This is a genomic window from Dyella halodurans, assembly GCF_026283925.1.
Lineage (GTDB): Bacteria > Pseudomonadota > Gammaproteobacteria > Xanthomonadales > Rhodanobacteraceae > Dyella > Dyella halodurans.
In genome coordinates, this window is record NZ_JAPDPF010000008.1 from 178,872 (window position 1) to 196,270 (window position 17,399).

Below are 17,399 nucleotides of genomic sequence, written 5' to 3' on the forward strand. Positions count from 1 at the left end.
GGCCTGGGTTTGATCGACGCAAGCTCCCTGTGAAAGACTAATGGGTCTGTAAGCGAGGCAGTGCAAGATCCGCTCATGAATTCCAGGCTTGGTCGTCTCGGCACGCTGCGGGTCTCGCCCGCGCTGCTGATGTTGTTGCTGCTGCCGTTGTTGACGGTGTTGCCTGCCGTGCCGATCGACGAGACGCGCTATCTGAGCATCGCCTGGGAAATGCGCCAGGGCGGAAGCTGGATCACCCTGCATCTCAATGGCTTCCCGTACGTCGACAAGCCGCCACTGCTGTTCTGGATGATCAATGCCAGCTGGAGCGTGCTGGGCACTTCGCTGTGGTCGGCGCGCGCGATGGTGTTGCTGTTCGGCATGGGTTGCGTCGAGCTATGCCGGCGGCTGGAGCGCCGCCTCGCGCCGGATGCCACGGGGCAGGCGGCATGGCTGCTGATGGGTTTCATCTTCTTCGCGCTGTTCAGTGGCGTGGTGATGTTCGACGTCACCTTGTGCTTCTGCGTGCTGCTTGGCTTCCTGGCTATCGTCAGCTATGTGCAGACGGGCAGCCGCGGGGCGCTGCTCATGCTCTTCGTCGCCAGCGTCCTAGGCGTGCTGGCCAAGGGGCCGGTGGCCTTGCTGCACCTGGCGTTGCCGATACTGGCGGCGCGCTGGTGGTCGGCCGCCGAGCAGCCTGCGTCCTGGCGCAAGGTCATCGCGATGGTGCTGGTCGCCGTGCTGGGCGGCTTGCCTACCTTGCTGTGGGCCTGGGCCGCCGTGCATAACCTCAGTGCTACCGATGCGCATAACCTGTTGCTGCGGCAGACGGCGGGGCGCGTGGTAGAGAGTTTCGCGCACAAGCGGCCCTTCTGGTGGTATCTGCCGTGGGTGCCGGTGCTGTTGCTGCCGTGGCCCATCCTCGTGCGCTGGCGCCGCGTGGCGGCGGTGGTGCGTGAGCAGTCCGGCGCCGCCGCGGCGCGCTTCGGTCTGAGCGCTTCGGTTCCGGCCTTGATTGCCTTTTGCCTGGTCAGCGGCAAGCAGATGCACTACCTGTTGCCCTTGCTGCCCGGCGTCGCCCTTTTGCTCGGCACCTGGCTCCGCCGAGATCGCGAGCTGCTGTCCTCCCGGCGCATGTGGGCCATGGTGGTCGTGTTCGCCGCCCTATGGCTGTGGTCCAGGTTCGGCAGGCCGCCGATGCCTCTTGTGGACACCAATGGCGACACGGCCATCTGGCTGCATCTGTTGTCGGCTTCGCTGATCGCACTGGCGGCGCTGTATCTGCTGATAAGCCGCCGCGCGCGTCCAGAGCGGCGGTCCACCGTTGCCATGCTGTTGCTCACCATGGCGTTGTTGCCGATCGCACGCGTGCAAGTGCTCGGTGCGATGGACCTGACCGACATCGCGCAGCGCGTCGCCAGCTTGCGCGAGCGCGGTATTCCCATGGCACGCTCGGATGACGAGCCGGGACTGATCACCTTCCTGGCCCGACTCCCCGAGCCGCTGGCCGCGGCGCCTGATCCGCTGGCGTGGGCGAAGCAGTATCCCGACGGTTATTTCCTGTTCTACTCCGGTCGCGGCCGTGTGCCGCCCGGCGTAGAAGACTCGGCGAAGTTCGCCAACGGATGGGTGGGCCTGGTGTCGTCGCGGGCCGCCTTGGCCAATCCCAAACTATTGGAGCGCCCGCCCAAATCGGCGCCCCGCTTGGACGTCAACTGACGATGCCGGTGTGCGGTGGCATATTGCCGAGGTCGTTGTTCACCACATGCCGGCCGGTATCGGCCTTGGGCTCGGCCGAGACATCGCCAATCTCGCCATAGACCACGCGATTGCGACCATCGCGCTTGGCGCGGTAGAGCGCGTTGTCGGCATCGATCATGAGCTGGCGCAGCTCGTAACCGCTGCGGTCGGTCGAGGCCACGCCGAAGCTGGCTGAGATCGATACGTCGCGCGTTTCGCCATCCGCGGGCGTTGCGGCGATGGCCAGGCGAATGAGCTCGGCTTTTTCGCGTGCCAGCGCCGGTCCGCATTCGGGAAGCAGGATCGCAAACTCTTCGCCGCCCAGTCGCCCGAATAAATCGCGCGGAAGCAGATGGGCCTGGCATTCGGCCACGGTGCGCTTCAGCACGGCGTCGCCGATGCTGTGGCCGTAGGTGTCGTTGACCAGCTTGAAATGATCCAGGTCCATCAGGAGCAGGCAGGCGCTGCGGGTGGATTTCGCCGCCTGCCGTAGCGTCAGTTCCGCGGCGTCGACAAAGTGTTGACGACTATAGATGCCGGTCAGGCTGTCCTGTTGCGCCAGGCGCATGAAGCGCAGCTGCGAGCGCTTGAGTCGATAAAGCCAGAACGCAATGGAAGCAAGCACAGTCAAAAGCAGCGCGATATAGAGGCGGCCGGTTTCAACGGCTTTGTGATCGAGCGCCCGCTGCAGCTGCAAAATCTCGTTCTGCTTGTTGAGCGTGTCTACCTGTAATTTGTTGGCGAGCAGTTTCTGTTTGACCGTCTGGTAGGCCAGTGCCCGTGCGCTTACATCGTTCAAATAGCCTTTGTCCGAGGCCATGAATTTTTCATGGTAGGCGAGTGCTGCACGTGCGTTGCCCTGCTTTGTTTCAAGCTGATACAGGATGTCGTATGCCTGAATCAGTGGCTCGCTGAATTCGTTCTCGACGGCATTTGCGATCGTGGCAAGGGCAAATTGGCGCGCCCTGGTGAGGTCGCCCTGTTTCAAATAGCTCTTCGCCAGCAGGATGTTGAAGAACTCCATCAGCGCCGGGTAGTGGTACGCCTCGACCTCTGCATAGTGCGCCTGTAGCAGCTTGATGGCGTTTTCCGACTGGCCTAGCTCGATATCCAGGCCCGCCAAATCACTGCGCAGCGCGTTTGCGAACAGCGATTCGCCACTTTGCACGCATACATCGATGCCTTGCTGAAACTGCGGCTGCTCTACGCGATCGGTGCTGGCGTGAAAGAGCGCATGCAGCTTCATGTAGGTCGCCTTGCAGGCGCTCTTTCCTGGAGGGACGTTTTGGAACATTTGCTCCGCATATTCGCCGGCCAGGTCGTATTGGCCTGCGATGATCAGAAACTGGGCAGCCTCGCCCTGCGCATAGAAGCGCGCCTCTTTGTCGCTAACCTTGGTTAGCAGGTTGTCCAGCTGGTCTAATTGGGCGAATCCATCTTCGTAGCGATGTCCAAAGCCAAGGATGTTGATCAGCGTGGCGGTGGCGCGGAGTCTAAATGGGGCGTACGGCGACTGTTCGGCAATTGCTTTGAGCGCAACGCCGGCCTTGGTGTAATTCCCATCGAAGGCGATCTGCCAGGCATCGAGATAGCGCACGTGCCATTGCTGTTCTAAAGACAGGCTGGCGATCTGTTGATCAAGCCGATCGAGGATGCTCACGAACTCGGGATGATTGGACGTCCTGACGCTTTCGGCACGCGCCAACAGCTGCGCAGCGTCGTCCGGCACAGGCACGGCCAAAGCGGCCGTGCCTGTGCACATGCCAATAAGCAGGAAGGCTCCTGCCAAAGGCTTGCGGCAAATGTTGCCTTGCCAAGGCATAAGGAGCTTAGGTCACTGCAGTGGCAATGCGATCGGCGTGAAGAGGTTCCACTCGCACCTTGCTCTCTGGCGATGGCTTTCCTTCCCCGTCGTCGTCCTCTTCCTCATCCTCCTCTTCCTTGCCTGGATCCATCTGGACGTGGAACATCGGTCCCTGGTGCAAGAGCGCGTAAAGCTCGGAGGTGCTCTTGGCAATAATGGCTGCGCCCAACGAGGCTTCGATCTGCGCTTCCAACAAGGCTACTGCTAGGTCGTCTTCTGAGGCTTGACGCAGCTGCGCGTCTCGGCCCATTCGTTCAAGAAAGTCGATAACGCCCGACATAATGAAATGCCCCCTGATTGTCGTATGTGCGACGAAGAACTGCTGAAGCTCCCCCATTCCCCCTGGCGTAGCCTAGCGGGCCGATCATATCCCGCTTTGCAGCCAAGTATGTCTAAGGCACGGCTGTTGCCGCTCCTGACCAAAGGTTCAGGGCTTATCCGGCCCCTGTGAGGCCACAAGAGGGGCCAGTCGGTTCGGGCGCGGCCCTATCGACCGTGCCCACTGAGCAGATATAAGAAACGAATATCTCTTAAATATTTATTACACGCCAGCCTGATACGCGGTTCCGGCCCTGGATGGAGCGGGATTGGCATGTCGTCAGGCGGTAATGGCGTGGCTATGACAGGCCTCCTTTGCCTTGTCGCCCTTGCGATCCTCCTGCGGTTCTTCCTGGCCCTCAGCGCCGTGACGTTCCTGGCCAGAATTGTGCCACGCACAGGCGCTTCGACTGGCCTGGCACCCGGGCTCACGGCGCTGTTGTCACCTGTTCGCGCAATAACGGCTCGAATACGGAGATATCGTCCAGAGCCGTCAGTCGAGCCTGGATGTCCGGATCAGCCTGCATGGGCTGGGCGGGGGGGACGGCCAGAGTATCTGACATGGTAAGTTCAGCCCTGGGCAGTTCGCTCAGCTTCAGGCGTTCGATCCGGGGCGACTGGATGGGCAGGGTGGCCGCGCGGTAGACGATGACTTCATGGTCCAGCGGATAGTCGCGTGCCAACACGTCCACGAGCACCTGCCGATAGGCGGCTCCGGTGGCGAACCGCTTGCTGGTCTGGTCGCCTGCCAGTCCGACCTGCCATAGAATCAGCCAGGCGCTGGGGTCAAAGCGGCGCCGATAGAGCATGAACTGGCTGGTCTCGAAATGCTGGCAACCGTACGTTCCAGGGTCGATGCCAACGTCGGCATACAAGCAGTCTTCGGATGAAATGCCCGGTTCCATATGGGCACGATAGCCTTCCTGTCGGGCCACTTTGATGGCCCGGTGGGGTGCCCACGCGAACACGCCCGGGTGACCGTAGAACACACCGCATACGCGCTTGCCCGCGCGTACTTCGGTCATGATGGCCTCGACCATTTGCCGGTACGTCTCTTTGCGCGATTTGCCCTCGCCGTAGTAGGGCTGCAGGCTGCGTACGTCAGGATGCATTTGGGCCAGCCAGAGCTCGACGACGCCGTCGGAAACGGCGGCGAACACCACCTCGGAGCTCTCGATGTAGCTGCGAGCCAGCGGGCTGATATGCGAACCGAGGGTAATGCCGATGCCAACGCAGGCGAGGCTGCCAGTCGAAGTGGGCGTGCTCAATGCGCAATGCTCCTGAGTGTTTGACGGGCTGCGGGCCGTCGGTTCCCTTGTCGGCGGCACTCAGCATACGTGGAGCGTCATGGCGGTTGCCACCGTGGCGAGTACAGGACCCTCCTGACCGTTCCTGGCTGACGGGCACCGCCATGCCACTTAAAGCGACTGCTGCAAGGGAAAATGGCTGGTCAGGAACGGCACCACGACCTCCAGAAAAGCTTCCGTGTGCTCGGCGTGCAAGCGGTGGCCGCTGCCGAGGTAGTGGGCGCTGGCGTGCGGGAGTTGCTTGGTGAGCAAGCCCATGCGCCGGGTGACAGCGCCGTCATTGTGGCTGGCCAGCAACAAACAGGGTGCTTCAATCTTGCCGAGCCCTTGCCACCAGAGCGGCATCGGTGAGCGCAACGCCGGCAGCACCGTGCGCGCCGAGCGAAAGTCGAATTCCCTGAGCAGCCAGAGTCGGGCGATTCTTCCAGCGCCAAGCTTCTGAGCGGAGCTCCACCACCCGGGTTTCGTCTGCAGGGCATGGAGTTCTGCCGCCTCGGCGGCATCCCTCGGTGGCACGGGGGCGGCTTCGATGACGATTCGATCGATGCGCTCGGGCAGGCGCATGGCCAGTCGCAAGGCGAGATGTCCTCCCAGTGAGTGGCCGACCAGACTCAAGCGCCGCAACCTGAGTGCGTCGAGCAGGTCGATCAGATCCCGCTCGAAGTCCTCCAGCGCATAGGTATTGGCCCAGGCGCTGCGCCCATGGCCACGAAGGTCGGGCACGATGACGCGCAACCCCTGTCGCGCAAGCGCACCGGCCAACCCGGCCCAACTGGTCGACTGGCTGGCGAAGGCATGGATAAGCAGGACCGGCTCGCCGCCATCGTTGCCAGCGGTGCGGTAGGCAAGTTGCCGACCTTGTATGCCGATTGTCTGGTGAGGAGAAAGGCGTGCATCCATGGTCACTCGATGTCGGCTGCAGGGCAGGAAGTCCGGGTTTCCCACGGTTCAACAGGTTTCGTTGCGCAGGCAGGCGAGCAGGCTGGGGTCGCTGCCGATCAGGTCGAAAATGGGCAATACCAGCTTCTTGCCGTTGTCGCTGTTGGTGAGGAGCACGGTGCCATTGCGGTCCTTCAGGCTGAGGTAGACCAGGGTGGCGACGCCTTCGTCCGAGCCGTCGTGCATCAGATAGGTGTCATCGCCAAAGCGGATCACCTCCCAGCCCAGCCCCATGCCTTCATCATCGGGGCAGCCTGCCTTGATCGGCATGCACTTCGGGATCTTCTCCCTCACCTGGATGCGAATGCGCTCCTGGGCCACCGCGGGCGTGAGGCCGGTGTTGTCGAGCACGGCCTGCATGAACCTCGCGTAGTCGCGCGCGGTGGTGTAGAGCATGTCGGATGCAAACGCCTTGTCGGCGATCTCGGGTTCGAGCAGCTTGCCGTGCGCGTTGGTCGGCACGGCGATCCGTCCCTTGAACCAGGGGCGGCCGGTATAGGCCGTGTTGGTCATGCCCAGCGGTTGCAGTACCTGGGCTTCCGCCAGCGTTTCGAACGGTGTTTGCAGCTTGTTCTCGGTAAAGCGTTTGACGTACTCGTAGCCTTCGCCGGAGTAACCGAAAGCCTGGCCTGGCGGTCGCTTGAACGTCAGTACACCACCGGTCATCCGGCGCCAGTTGGGAAAGCCGGTCTGGTGGCTTAGCGAGTAGCGCGGGGTCAGCAGCTTCGCGCGTTCGTCCTTGGCGATATCCGGATCGAGCCAGTATCTGTACATAGGCTCATCCAGCGCCATCTTGCCTTCGGAGACCAGGCGCAACATGACTTGTGCGGTCACCGGCTTGGTCAGCGACGCCACGTTGTAGAGCGTGGCCTCCGTGGCCGGCACGCCGGGGCTCTGCGAGCCGTAGGCCGCCACGAACACCAGCTGGCCGTTCTCAATATGCGCGATGGAAACGCTCGGCACCCCATTATCGGCCAGCAGCTTCGGCACCTGGCTGTCGAGCAGCGCATGCAGTGCCCGGGCGCGTGCGCTGGCAGGCGGTTCCGTCTTTCCCGCGCCGGCGCAGGCGCTCAAGGCCAACGTGAGGCATAGGGCACCGCAGATCGTCCGTGCGCGTTTCATGGCCTGTCCTTGCTTGGGGTGGTCGTTGGTTGCTTGCTCAGCTCGGCCCATTGGGCCAGCACGAAGCCGCGGTTCTGGATGCGCTGCGGGCGCGGTTGGCCATCGACCGAGGGGAACAGGCCGTGCGTGGGCGATACTCCGTCATCATCGGCACGTGCCGTGATGGCGCCATCGAGCCGATGGCCGTCACGAAGCTTGAGGTTGAAGCCGAGGACATAAGGGCGTCGCGCGGCATCGTCGATATGCAGGCTGCCCGTGGTGACGCCGCGCAGGAAGCCGCTCTTGGTGATGTGGGCTTCGTTGAGCAACGAAGTCAGCTGATCCTCGAGCGTGACCTTGATATCGCCGGACGGCAGCACCTGCAGGGTGATCGGGATGGCGCCCTGATAGGTGTCGACCGTCCCCTTCCATACACCGATCCACTCGTCGGGTGGTTCGAACGTCGTTGTGGTCGAGGAGGGGGATTTTGGCGCAGGCGTCCATCCGGGCAACATCGCTTGCATGATCTGGTCGGCGACGACGGGAGCCAGCCGTTCCTCGGCATTGGTGAGCACGACCACGACCAGATTCCTGGCAGGAATCAGGCGTAGCTCGGTGCGCACGCCAGGCATGTCGCCGTCATGCGAAATTACTTCATAGCCGGATTGCTGGCTGATTTCCCAGCCGACGCCATAACTCTTGCCATTGCCTTCATCCATCGTCGGCTGATGCATGGCGTCGATCAGGGCATCGGGCAGGATGGCCGCCTGGTCGGTCAGGTGGCTTTTCAGCTGGAACATGCCGAAGCGCGCCATATCGTGGGCGCTCGCGTAGATCGCCGAGGCGCCGTCATGATCGGTCTGATAGGGCGGAATGGGCTGCCCGTCGTGGCCATAGCGAACGGCTTCGAGGGCGCCCAGCCTGGCGGTCGTATCGACCGCGCTGCGCTGCATGCCAAGCGGAGCAAACACCGCATCGTGCATGACCTCGGCAAAGGACTTGCCCGCGAGCCTGGCGATGACGTGGTCGAGGATGCCGTAGCCGAGATTGGAGTAGCGAAACGTCTCCCCCGGCGGGGTCATGAGCTGGCCATAGCGCTGGATGATGATGTCGGCCGTGGGCCGCCGCCATGGCTCGTTGGCATAGAAGAACTGGTAGTGCTCGGGCAAGCCGGAGGAGTGATTGGCCACGCGTCTTACCGTGGCGTTGCGCGCGTCGCCAATCCGCGCGACCAGGGGCGAGTTGCCCAGGTAGTCATTGATCGGATGGTCGAGATCGAGCTTGCCTGCACGCACCAGCGTCATCAGCGCGGTGGCGGTCAGCGGCTTGGAGATGGACGCAAGCGAATACATGGTCTGTGCGGTGGCGGGCCGTTGGTGTTCCTTGTCCGCGAGGCCGAAGCCCTGTTCCCAAACGATGCGGCCATCCTGCGCTACCGCGACGGCAAGCGAGGGCACGTGCTGCTGTTGCAACTGGGCGGGGATGGAGCGGCGAATGGCCTCGAAGGGATCGCTGGGCGCCAACGCATGGGCGGCACACATCATGCCGGCAGCGAGCAGCACGATGCGGGGTGTGCGCAAACGCCCAAGGGTTGGAAAGCAGCTGCGGAGTGGACGTCTGACGCGATGCACGAACATCGGTGATGCTCCCCATCCTGTAGGAATCGCCACGCGCCGCGATGGCCGCCCCGAACTGCGATGCGGCATGCTGCCCCAAAGGTTTAAGCTGGTGCAGTGCCGTTCGTCCTGGCGACCCAGGTCGCGCACGCATGCCAACCTGGTGGCAGATGCCTGAAGGAGAGCCGTGATGCGACTGCTGCGTTTCATTCAAGGCGACCGCGAAGGCGTGGCCATCGATAGCGATGGCGGCTATCGGGCGCGCTTCGCGGGCGAAGCCGGCTACCCCGGTCCCCTCTCGTCGCTGGTGGGCATGAGCGCGGGCGACCTGGCTCGCGCCGCGGACGATCTTCGCGCCGGTGAACGCATCGATCTCGCGGCCGTCACGTTTCTTCCACCGTGCGGCGAGAGCGGCAAGATCGTCTGCCTCGGCCTGAACTATCGCGACCATGCCCACGAATTCGACTTCGAGCCACCGGCCTATCCCACCTTGTTCGCGCGTTTTGCGTCCAGCCTGATCGGGCACGAGCAACACCTGATCCGTCCGCGTGTCTCGGACAAGTTCGATTACGAGGGCGAGCTGGCGGTGATCCTCGGTCGCGGTGGACGGCATATTGCGCAGGCGGCCGCGCTGGATCATGTCTTTGGCTACGCCGCTTTCAATGACGGCTCGATCCGTGACTACCAGCTGCTCACACCCCAGTGGACCGTGGGCAAGAACTTCGACGGCACTGGCGCTTTCGGGCCGTGGGTGGTGACGGCGGACGAATTGCCGCTGGGGGCGACGGGCCTGATGCTGGAGACACGTCTCAATGGCATGGTCATGCAGCGCGCATCGACCAGCGACATGATCTTTGGCGTGGCGCAGACCATCGCCTTGCTCAGCGAGGCAATGACCCTGGATGCGGGCGATGTGATCGTCATGGGTACGCCGTCGGGCGTGGGCTATGCGCGCAAGCCGCCTGTATACATGAAGGCCGGTGATGTCTGCGAAGTCGATATCGAGCGCATCGGCGTCCTGCGCAATGTGGTGGCTGACGAGGCCTGAGGCCGTGGCACTGGAGCAGGAGGGCCGTGCCGTGGTTCCCTGGGCGCCCTTTCCCGGCATGGCCTCGCTGCAGTGATTGCACGTCTACTCGGTACCTTGCTGCGCGGACGCCGTGCCGGCGATCGACACCTGCTTTGCCGCGACTTGCCGGTGGAAGCCGGTGAGACGGCCTTGCAACTCGCGAGCACCGCTTTCACCGCGGGAGGAATGATTCCCGTACGGTACGCGGGCGCAGGCGTGGGTGCCAACGTATTCCCCGCACTGGCCTGGTCGGCCACGCCGCCCGGTACGGTCGAGCTGGTATTGGTGATGGAGGACCCGGACGCGCCGTTGCGGCGCCCGTTTGTTCACCTGATCGCCGCAGGCATCGATCCTTCTTTCACGCTGGTGGATGACGGCGGCCTCGGTGCAGATGACGGCGTACCGTGCGTGTTCGGCCTTACCACCTTTCGCCACCTGGGCTATAGCGGGCCGCGTGCCTTGCCGGGGCATGGCACGCATCGCTACGTATTCCAGCTGTTCGCCTTGGGTCGGCCGTCCGGGCTCGCGCAGGGCGCGCGCCGCGCTGCGTTGGTCGATGCGCTCCAAGGGAAGCTGCTGGCGCGCGGAACGTTCGAAGGACTCTTCGAGCGTCGCTGATCCTCGGTCAGGCGGCTGCCGGCTTCATGGCCGCCAGCGCCGCGAGCAGGGCGGTGCCATTAGGGCTGCCCAGGCCGGTGCAGGCGTCCCAGCCCTTGGCCGCCTTGAAATGGCCGTTGTTGCCCGAGGTGATGTCGTGGAATGCGCTTTGACCGATGCTGTAGAACGCTTCGTGGGGATCGCCCAGGCTGCTTCCCAGCTGCTGGTTGAAACGCGCAATCAAGGCAGCCCATAGAGGGGCCACCGCACTGGTGCCGCCGATGACTTCGTTGTTGCCGTCCACGCGCACCTCGTAGCCGGTATTCGGATCGGCGTCACCGGCCACGTCCGGCACGCCGCGTCCCACGAAGTTGTTTGCGCCTGCCGGTACCTTCGAGGTGCTTTGCCAGGTGGGCAGGGCAAAGCTGGTGCTGACGCCGCCGCCGGTCGCGCCTTCGTTGCTGGCCAGTTCGTTCCACACAACCTCGCTCTGGATCGCGCTGGCCTGTGCAACGAGCTTGGTGCCGCCACAGGCAAGGGCGTAGGGACTGGACGCAGGAAAGTCGACGTGCGGCTGGCCATCGCTCTCGCCATCGGTGAAACCGCTGTCGCCGCAGGCGACGGTCACCGTGACACCCAGCGCCAGGGCGTCCTGAAGCGCGGATTCCATCGCCGCGAGCGAGCTCGCCGCCCAGCTGTCTTCGGGGCCGCCCCAGCTGATCGAGATCACCGAGGGGTGGTTGGTGGTGTCGTGTGCGGCTTGCGAGATGGCTTCGTAGAAGCCCTGATCGGTATTCGGTGCGAAATACAAGGCGATGGCGGCACCCGGCGAGAGCGCGCCGACCACTTCGACATCCAGCATCACTTCACCATCCGCGTCGCTGCCGGTCTGGCTGCTGCCCCCGGCCACCGATACCTGGGTCACCGTCGGCACCGGGTTGATGCCGAGGCCCTGGATGTACTGGGTGAAGTCAGCCTGGGTGAAGCCACCGCCCAGCTCGAGCACGGCGACGGTCTGGCCACTGCCATCGGCGTTGGAGGGGAAGCTGTAAAGCTGGCCCAGTTGCACCGGCGTGTAGGTCACTGCGGGTTGCGCCGCAGGACGGCGGAAGTGGGGGCGCGCCACGGGTCGCTTGTCCAGGCCCAGCACGGCGATCACCTTGGACGAGAGATCGGCCGGCAAGCTCGGCTGGCCGTGGCAGCCGAGCATCTCCGCTCCACCGTCATCGAACTGATAGCGCCCCAGCGTCACGCCGAAAGCCTGTTGCAGCGCCTGCGGCGTGCCACGCAGATGCAGGACCCGCCGATGCGGCTCGCACCCGGTCTCCTGCAGCCCATGCTGGCGCGCAAAGCCGCGCACGTGCTCCACATCGGCGGGATCCGCCCCCCATTGCGCACCGAAGTCCTCGCGCCGGGGCGCCAGCTTGTGCGGCCACGCGGCAGGCGCGGGACGGTCGCCACGCCGCCGCAGCACCACGGTGACGTCGATGGGCTCGGTGCCTTCGTGCGGGCCCACGTATCGGGCCTCGGCGGCCAGGGGCCAATGCTTGCGATGGGCGGCGGTCGTGCTCATGGATCGGACTCCTTGGTGGGCTGGGAGAGACTGCATCGGTGAACGTGTGAGCCGGGTGATGCCTGGTGATGCCGTTCATGGATCATGGGCAATGGCGGTCTCACCGCCCGCGTCAATGCGTCCGGAGCGGCAGGCGCGGCGCGAGGCGCTAAAATGCATCGATGTCTTACGCGAGAGTCCGCCCATGAGCTTCCCTGCCGTCCGCATGCGCCGCATGCGCCGCCACGCTTTCTCCCGCGCGCTCATGCGCGAGAACACCTTGTTGCCCAGCGACCTGATCATGGTGGCCTTCGTGATTGAAGGCGAGGGCCAGCGCGAGCCGGTGCCATCGATGCCCGGCGTCGAGCGCCTGTCCATCGATGCACTGTTGAAGCTGGCGGGCGAATGCGTGCGCCTGGGCATTCCGGCGCTCGCCCTGTTTCCCTCGCCCGGCAGCGCAGTGAAAACCGAGGATGCGCGCGAAGCCTGGAATCCGCAGGGCCTCATGCAGCGCGCCACGCGCGCCTTGAAGGCGAAGTATCCGGAGCTGGGACTGATCGGCGACGTTGCGCTCGACCCGTACACCACGCATGGACAGGACGGCTTGATCGACGACGACGGCTACGTGATGAACGAGCCGACCATCGAGGCGCTGATCAAGATGTCACTGGCGCAGGCCGAGGCAGGCATGGATTTCGTGGCGCCGTCGGACATGATGGATGGCCGCATCGGCGCGATTCGCGATGCGCTGGAAAATGCCGGCTACATCCATACGCGCATCCTGGCCTATTCGGCCAAGTACGCCTCGGCGTTCTACGGTCCGTTCCGCGACGCGGTGGGTTCGGCGGCGAACCTGGGCAAGGGCAACAAGCACACCTACCAGATGGATGTCGGCAACAGCGATGAAGCGCTGCGCGAAATCGAACTCGACATCAGCGAAGGCGCCGATGCCGTGATGGTGAAGCCCGGCATGCCGTACCTGGACGTGCTGCGTCGGGTGAAGGACGCCTTTGGCATGCCCACCTTCGTTTATCAGGTGAGCGGCGAGTACGCGATGTTGAAGGCCGCCGTACAGAACGGCTGGCTGGACGAGAAGGCCGTGGTGCTCGAATCGCTCACCGCCTTCAAGCGCGCGGGTGCCGATGCCATCCTTACCTATTTCGCTATCGATGCCGCGCGGTGGTTGCGCGGGGAATAGGGGTTGCTTGATTACCTCCCTCAAGGACGCGTTGATAGCCTAGTCGTGATGGACATGGCGCGCTCTGTGCTCCTTCTCCCCTCCGGGGAGAAGGCTGGGATGAGGGGCGGGTGCTCGCGGTAGCGCGACAACTGAGCGTGGCTGCGAGGGTGCCGCTTACGCAGCGGGCGTTTCGACTGCCTGCCGGCAGCCGAGTCACTTTTCTTTTGCTGGCCCAAAAGAAAAGTAACCCAAAGAAAATGGCCTGAAGAGCTCGTAGCATTACGTTGGATGCGAGCCTGACGGGCGTGGCCAGCCGGACGGGTGTCGGCCCATGGCCGACACACAGCAGCTACACCGCAACGCACCTAGGCGGAGAGGGCTTAAGGCGTGGGCTTGCCGTCATGCCGCGACTGGGCTGGCGATAGCGCTCGGTTGTAGGGCTACCGCGAGCACCCGCCCCTCACCCCAACCCTCTCCCCGGAGGGGAGAGGGAGTTGGAGCGCGCCGATCATGCGTACGACGCAATCCCATTGCCAAACGACCAGTTCTCCTTGGTCGTTTCCAGCAGGCTGATGAACACGTCCTGCGGGCGCAGGCCGGGTTCGGTGCTCAGCAGTTCGGCGACGCGTGCATAGAACACCTTCTTCTGCTCAACGGTGCGCGTGTTGTTGCAGGTGATCTGGATGATCACCAGGTCGTCGGTGCGTGGGATGTCCAGATAGTTCGCGTCGTAATCGAACTCATCGGCATCGTGCTGGTGCACGAGGATGAAGCGGTCGTTCTGCGGCACGTTGAACGCCTCGATCATGGCGCGATAAATGCTGTTGCGAATGGCGGCAATGTATTGCGGCGGCTTGCCACGGCGAAGGCTGATGCGGACGAGGGGCATGGGGGGGAGTTCCTAGTGGTGGGCTTGCGGTTGGGAGATGTGACCGACGTGATAAAGCTGGCGATGTTCCGCGGCGAGGGCCGGGTCTGGCTCGTCCCACAACCGAAAGCGCACGCGCGTCCAGGTGGTGGGCTCGAATGCGTTCGCAGCGCCCAGTGCGCCGTGATCGAGATCGTCCTGCAAGGTCCCGTGCTCGTGCTCACGCAGCACATCAAGAGCCGTGTAGGGCGCAATGCGGACCACATCCCGCGTAGCGAAGCGGGCGAGGCGTGCATCCGGCGTGAGATAGGCGTCCCATACCGGCCAGCACTGGATGCTTGGCCAGCCAAAAGCCTGGGCCAGGCCGGCAAACATGGCACTGCCGAGAAAGCGCTGCATGGCGGCGCTGTCTTCCCATAGATAGAACGGCGCGTAGAGATTGTCCCGCGATGTCGCGCCACGCTCGGCGTAGAGATACGCCTTCAGGTGCAGGCCTTCGAAATCGTCCAGCACGTGTCCTTTGTCGGCGATGCGCTGGCGCACGATCGCCATGTCATAGTCGGCGGGCAGCACGAAGCTGTATTGCATCGCGATCATGTCGAGGCGGCTCCATCGGGGCTACGTACCGGATGACCTGTGCTGACCGCACGCGTCCAGCCGGTATGGGCCGCGACGGGCGTGGTCAGCCCGGCCATTTTCTTCCGGCCGGAGTCACGATCCTGTGGGCACAGGTCACGGCGAGCGGCGTCGTTCATGTGGTGGTTGCCCTGTGAGTTCGCAGGATTCCACTCTAGACTGGTCTTTTCATTCAGAAAAGCGGGAAATTCTTGATTGTCATTGCTGATAATCGGGATGATTGCCCGAGATCCAGGCGTGCGCAGATGCTTCGTCCAGCGCAAAAATTGACGGCCGCGATCACCATCCCGCCAGATCCTCCAAGGCTGTGTCGACCGCTATGATGGGGGCGGGGATTCCACGAGGGTGTACCGCAATGATGTTCGAAGGGGAGGGCTCAAGGCGTCACGAGCGCCTCTATGCCTTATGGCTGTCCGTGGGGCTCTTCGCAGTCCATCAGCTGCTTGAGCTGCTGGTCGCGTTCGCTTACCACCGCCATGTGCTGGACGTCTGCTACTGGGACTGCAAGTGGTATGCGGGCATTTCCCTGCATGGCTATGCACAGACGGCGACCGCGGCGAATCACCAGGCCAATTGGGCGTTCTTCCCGCTGTTTCCCCTCCTGGTACTGCTGATCAACACGGCAACCTCGCTGTCGATTCCGTTGGCGTCGGTGTTGCTCGGGAAAGTACTGTTCCTTTTTTCGATCTACGCTTTCATCGAGTTCGCGACGAGATACAGCGAGAACGTACCGCCGCTTTGCGCGGGAATGATTGTCGCGCTGAGTCCCTACGCCCTTTATGGCAACACGGGATATACCGAGCCGCTATTCCTGCTGCTGACCTGCGCGTTCTTCGTGTTCCTGAAAGACCGTCGATACCTGGCTTGCGGCCTGCTCGGCGCCTTGCTGTCGGCCACCCGCGTGCCCGGGATCTTCGTGGCGCTGCCCTACGCCGTGGTAGTCGCCCAACACTTCCTGCCGGCAAGCCGTGAGCAGAAGCTGGAAATGGTGCTGGGCGGCTTGCTAATTCCGCTGGGCCTCGCGCTGTTCATGCTGCACCTGCATGCCGTCACCGGCGATGCGCTGGCATTCATCCACGTGCAGAAGGCCTGGGGACGCCCGCTCAGCAATCCGCTGGCGGTGATCGTCGGCGGCTTCGAGCGCGGCAACATCCACCTGATCTGGGCGTTGATGTCGGTGCTGGCCCTGGTCGCCTCACTGTTCCTGATCTTCACGCGGCGGCTGACGCTGGGGCTGTTCTCGCTGTTTTGCACGCTGGTTCCACTGTGGACGGGATTGCAGTCGATGCCGCGCTATATCTGGTGGCAGGCGCCGATCCTGCTGGTGTTGGCAAACGTGATCAGCCGGCGGGCGACCATGATCATCTTCATGCCCATCTTCGTGCTTGGGCTGGCCTATATGTACATAGCGTGGATGGCGGTGAAATCATGGGTCGTCTGAGCCGTTTCTACCCGCTGCTCATCGTTGCCTTGCTGGTGTTCTACTTCGTGCTGGCGTTCTGGGTGCTGCATCCGACGGCCAGCGTGGCGTATTCCCAGTACTACCTCTCAGGCAGCCAGGCCGTCACGCCGCCCTGACGCGTAGCTCACGCCCACTGCGCAGGGACAAGGGGCACGCGATCCATGTGCGTGCGGTGGTCGGTTTCGCTTGACGGCCACCGGCGCCGGGCAGCAATCTCTTGCTGAAAAGCGGGAGCGACTGCGCTCGGTTTCCCGCGCGATGGGATGATCTATGCGACGTGTCACGTTCGATCTGGATGTCTTGCGCAGCTTCGTCACCGGCGTTGAGCTGGGCAGCTTTGCGAAGGCGGCGGAGCGCCTCGGACGCTCCACTTCAGCGGTGAGTGCGCAGCTCAAGAAGCTGGAGGAACAGGCCGGCACGCCGGTATTGCGCAAGTCGGGGCGGGGCATGGTGTTGACCGAGACCGGCGAGACCATGCTGTCGTATGCGCGGCGCCTGCTGGAACTCAATGACGAAGCCGCCACGGCGCTCCAGGGCGTCGAGCTGGAAGGTTGGGTGCGGCTGGGCCTGCAAGAAGACTTTGGTGAAACCCTGTTGCCCGAAGTGCTGGGACGCTTCGCGCGGGCGCATCCCAAGGTGCGCATCGAAGCGCGTATCGCACGCAATGCGGAGTTGCTTGATCGGTTAGCGTCTGGGCGGCTCGATCTTGCGCTGGCCTGGGACGCGGGCGCGGTGTCCCCGCATGCCGAACGCTTGGGCGATGCGCCGCTGCTGTGGATCGGTGGACCGGATGCCGAGGGCTTAACCGTACGCGATGGTCGTGACCCACTTCCGCTGGTGATGCTGGAAGCACCCTGTCTCATGCGCACGGCGGCGATCGCCGCGCTCGATCACGCCGGCATGCCCTGGCGCATCGCATTCACCAGCGCCAGCCTGTCCGGTATCTGGGCGGCGGTAGCGGCCGGCCTGGGGGTGTCGGTGCGCACGCCATTCGGCTTGCCGTCGAGCGTCCGTGCGCTGGCACCGCATGAAACGAGCTTGCCGGCGCTCGGCACGCTGGGGCTCTGCCTGCATCGTGCCGATGCCGAGCCATCACCGGCAGTCGACCGACTGGCGAACATCATTGCGCAGCAGTGGCAGGGATTGCCGCGTGTCATGTGATGGGCCGCAC

16 protein-coding genes are annotated in these 17,399 nt (G+C 63.7%); 7 read left to right on the forward strand and 9 right to left on the reverse strand.

The features are described 5' to 3' along the window. The first annotated feature begins 75 nt into the window (after positions 1-75). On the forward strand, positions 76-1,698 hold the full coding sequence (locus OUZ49_RS16335) for an ArnT family glycosyltransferase (RefSeq protein WP_266151630.1): 1,623 nt from the start codon (positions 76-78) through the stop codon (positions 1,696-1,698). On the opposite strand, the gene OUZ49_RS16340 is transcribed toward OUZ49_RS16335, so the two are convergent. The 6 genes from OUZ49_RS16340 to OUZ49_RS16365 all read right to left on the reverse strand — a co-directional run bounded on the left by OUZ49_RS16340 (position 1,691) and on the right by OUZ49_RS16365 (position 8,828). Beyond that, positions 1,691-3,541, reverse strand: coding sequence for a GGDEF domain-containing protein (locus tag OUZ49_RS16340; protein ID WP_266151631.1), 1,851 nt, complete (start codon positions 3,539-3,541; stop codon positions 1,691-1,693). The two genes, OUZ49_RS16335 and OUZ49_RS16340, sit on opposite strands and share 8 nt — an antisense overlap. A 7-nt stretch (positions 3,542-3,548) precedes the next feature. Next, on the reverse strand, positions 3,549-3,863 hold the full coding sequence (locus OUZ49_RS16345; RefSeq protein WP_266151632.1) for a hypothetical protein: 315 nt from the start codon (positions 3,861-3,863) through the stop codon (positions 3,549-3,551). Between the two features lie 466 nt (positions 3,864-4,329). Continuing rightward, on the reverse strand, positions 4,330-5,169 hold the full coding sequence (locus OUZ49_RS16350) for an SAM-dependent methyltransferase (RefSeq protein WP_266151633.1): 840 nt from the start codon (positions 5,167-5,169) through the stop codon (positions 4,330-4,332). 150 nt (positions 5,170-5,319) lie between these two features. Next, on the reverse strand, positions 5,320-6,108 hold the full coding sequence (locus tag OUZ49_RS16355) for an alpha/beta fold hydrolase (RefSeq protein WP_266151634.1): 789 nt from the start codon (positions 6,106-6,108) through the stop codon (positions 5,320-5,322). 48 nt (positions 6,109-6,156) lie between these two features. Further along, a complete protein-coding gene (locus OUZ49_RS16360) occupies positions 6,157-7,269 on the reverse strand; it encodes a serine hydrolase domain-containing protein (protein ID WP_266151635.1) in 1,113 nt (370 codons plus the stop codon). Then, positions 7,266-8,828 carry a serine hydrolase domain-containing protein gene (locus OUZ49_RS16365; protein WP_266151636.1) on the reverse strand — a complete coding sequence of 521 codons (1,563 nt, stop codon included), beginning with the start codon at positions 8,826-8,828 and terminating at the stop codon, positions 7,266-7,268. The genes OUZ49_RS16360 and OUZ49_RS16365 overlap by 4 nt, the downstream gene beginning before the upstream one ends. 226 nt (positions 8,829-9,054) lie before the next feature. Between OUZ49_RS16365 and OUZ49_RS16370 the strand changes: the two genes are divergently transcribed. Then, positions 9,055-9,912, forward strand: coding sequence for a fumarylacetoacetate hydrolase family protein (locus OUZ49_RS16370; RefSeq protein ID WP_266151637.1), 858 nt, complete (start codon positions 9,055-9,057; stop codon positions 9,910-9,912). Positions 9,913-9,984: 72 nt separating this feature from the next. After that, a complete protein-coding gene (locus OUZ49_RS16375) occupies positions 9,985-10,551 on the forward strand; it encodes a YbhB/YbcL family Raf kinase inhibitor-like protein (protein WP_266151638.1) in 567 nt (188 codons plus the stop codon). A 7-nt stretch (positions 10,552-10,558) separates the two neighbouring features. Here OUZ49_RS16375 and OUZ49_RS16380 read toward each other — a convergent pair whose 3' ends face one another. After that, positions 10,559-12,103, reverse strand: coding sequence for a S53 family peptidase (locus OUZ49_RS16380; protein WP_266151639.1), 1,545 nt, complete (start codon positions 12,101-12,103; stop codon positions 10,559-10,561). 184 nt (positions 12,104-12,287) lie between these two features. Here OUZ49_RS16380 and hemB point away from each other — a divergent pair, with 184 nt between their 5' ends. Next, positions 12,288-13,280, forward strand: coding sequence for a porphobilinogen synthase (gene hemB, locus OUZ49_RS16385; RefSeq protein WP_266151640.1), 993 nt, complete (start codon positions 12,288-12,290; stop codon positions 13,278-13,280). A gap of 490 nt (positions 13,281-13,770) precedes the next feature. Here the strand turns inward: hemB and OUZ49_RS16390 are convergent, their stop codons facing one another. Together OUZ49_RS16390 and OUZ49_RS16395 are read right to left on the reverse strand one after the other, a co-directional pair. Beyond that, positions 13,771-14,151, reverse strand: a complete 381-nt coding sequence (locus OUZ49_RS16390) for a tautomerase family protein (RefSeq protein ID WP_266151641.1) — start codon at positions 14,149-14,151, stop codon at positions 13,771-13,773. A 12-nt stretch (positions 14,152-14,163) separates the two neighbouring features. Continuing rightward, the gene (locus OUZ49_RS16395; RefSeq protein ID WP_266151642.1) at positions 14,164-14,727 is read right to left on the reverse strand and encodes a DUF4865 family protein; all 564 of its coding nucleotides are present in this window, start codon (positions 14,725-14,727) and stop codon (positions 14,164-14,166) included. A gap of 394 nt (positions 14,728-15,121) precedes the next feature. Between OUZ49_RS16395 and OUZ49_RS16400 the strand changes: the two genes are divergently transcribed. The 3 genes from OUZ49_RS16400 (at position 15,122) to OUZ49_RS16410 (ending at position 17,389) form a co-directional block, all read left to right on the forward strand. Continuing rightward, positions 15,122-16,207: a hypothetical protein gene (locus tag OUZ49_RS16400; protein WP_266151643.1), complete on the forward strand. Its 1,086-nt coding sequence runs from the start codon at positions 15,122-15,124 to the stop codon at positions 16,205-16,207. Continuing rightward, positions 16,195-16,344: a hypothetical protein gene (locus tag OUZ49_RS16405; RefSeq protein WP_266151644.1), complete on the forward strand. Its 150-nt coding sequence runs from the start codon at positions 16,195-16,197 to the stop codon at positions 16,342-16,344. The genes OUZ49_RS16400 and OUZ49_RS16405 overlap by 13 nt, the downstream gene beginning before the upstream one ends. A 154-nt stretch (positions 16,345-16,498) precedes the next feature. Then, positions 16,499-17,389: a LysR substrate-binding domain-containing protein gene (locus OUZ49_RS16410; protein WP_266151645.1), complete on the forward strand. Its 891-nt coding sequence runs from the start codon at positions 16,499-16,501 to the stop codon at positions 17,387-17,389. The last annotated feature ends 10 nt before the right edge of the window (positions 17,390-17,399 follow it).

Bases quoted from the DNA above. Each gene is read 5' to 3' on its own strand.
- OUZ49_RS16335 (WP_266151630.1), top strand. From the start codon at position 76: ATGAATTCCAGGCTTGGTCGTCTCGGCACGCTGCGGGTCTCGCCCGCG.
- OUZ49_RS16340 (WP_266151631.1), bottom strand. From the start codon at position 3,541: ATGCCTTGGCAAGGCAACATTTGCCGCAAGCCTTTGGCAGGAGCCTTC.
- OUZ49_RS16345 (WP_266151632.1), bottom strand. From the start codon at position 3,863: ATGTCGGGCGTTATCGACTTTCTTGAACGAATGGGCCGAGACGCGCAG.
- OUZ49_RS16355 (WP_266151634.1), bottom strand. From the start codon at position 6,108: ATGGATGCACGCCTTTCTCCTCACCAGACAATCGGCATACAAGGTCGG.
- OUZ49_RS16360 (WP_266151635.1), bottom strand. From the start codon at position 7,269: ATGAAACGCGCACGGACGATCTGCGGTGCCCTATGCCTCACGTTGGCC.
- OUZ49_RS16370 (WP_266151637.1), top strand. From the start codon at position 9,055: ATGCGACTGCTGCGTTTCATTCAAGGCGACCGCGAAGGCGTGGCCATC.
- OUZ49_RS16380 (WP_266151639.1), bottom strand. From the start codon at position 12,103: ATGAGCACGACCGCCGCCCATCGCAAGCATTGGCCCCTGGCCGCCGAG.
- hemB (WP_266151640.1), top strand. From the start codon at position 12,288: ATGAGCTTCCCTGCCGTCCGCATGCGCCGCATGCGCCGCCACGCTTTC.
- OUZ49_RS16390 (WP_266151641.1), bottom strand. From the start codon at position 14,151: ATGCCCCTCGTCCGCATCAGCCTTCGCCGTGGCAAGCCGCCGCAATAC.
- OUZ49_RS16395 (WP_266151642.1), bottom strand. From the start codon at position 14,727: ATGATCGCGATGCAATACAGCTTCGTGCTGCCCGCCGACTATGACATG.
- OUZ49_RS16400 (WP_266151643.1), top strand. From the start codon at position 15,122: ATGATGTTCGAAGGGGAGGGCTCAAGGCGTCACGAGCGCCTCTATGCC.
- OUZ49_RS16405 (WP_266151644.1), top strand. From the start codon at position 16,195: ATGGGTCGTCTGAGCCGTTTCTACCCGCTGCTCATCGTTGCCTTGCTG.
- OUZ49_RS16410 (WP_266151645.1), top strand. From the start codon at position 16,499: ATGCGACGTGTCACGTTCGATCTGGATGTCTTGCGCAGCTTCGTCACC.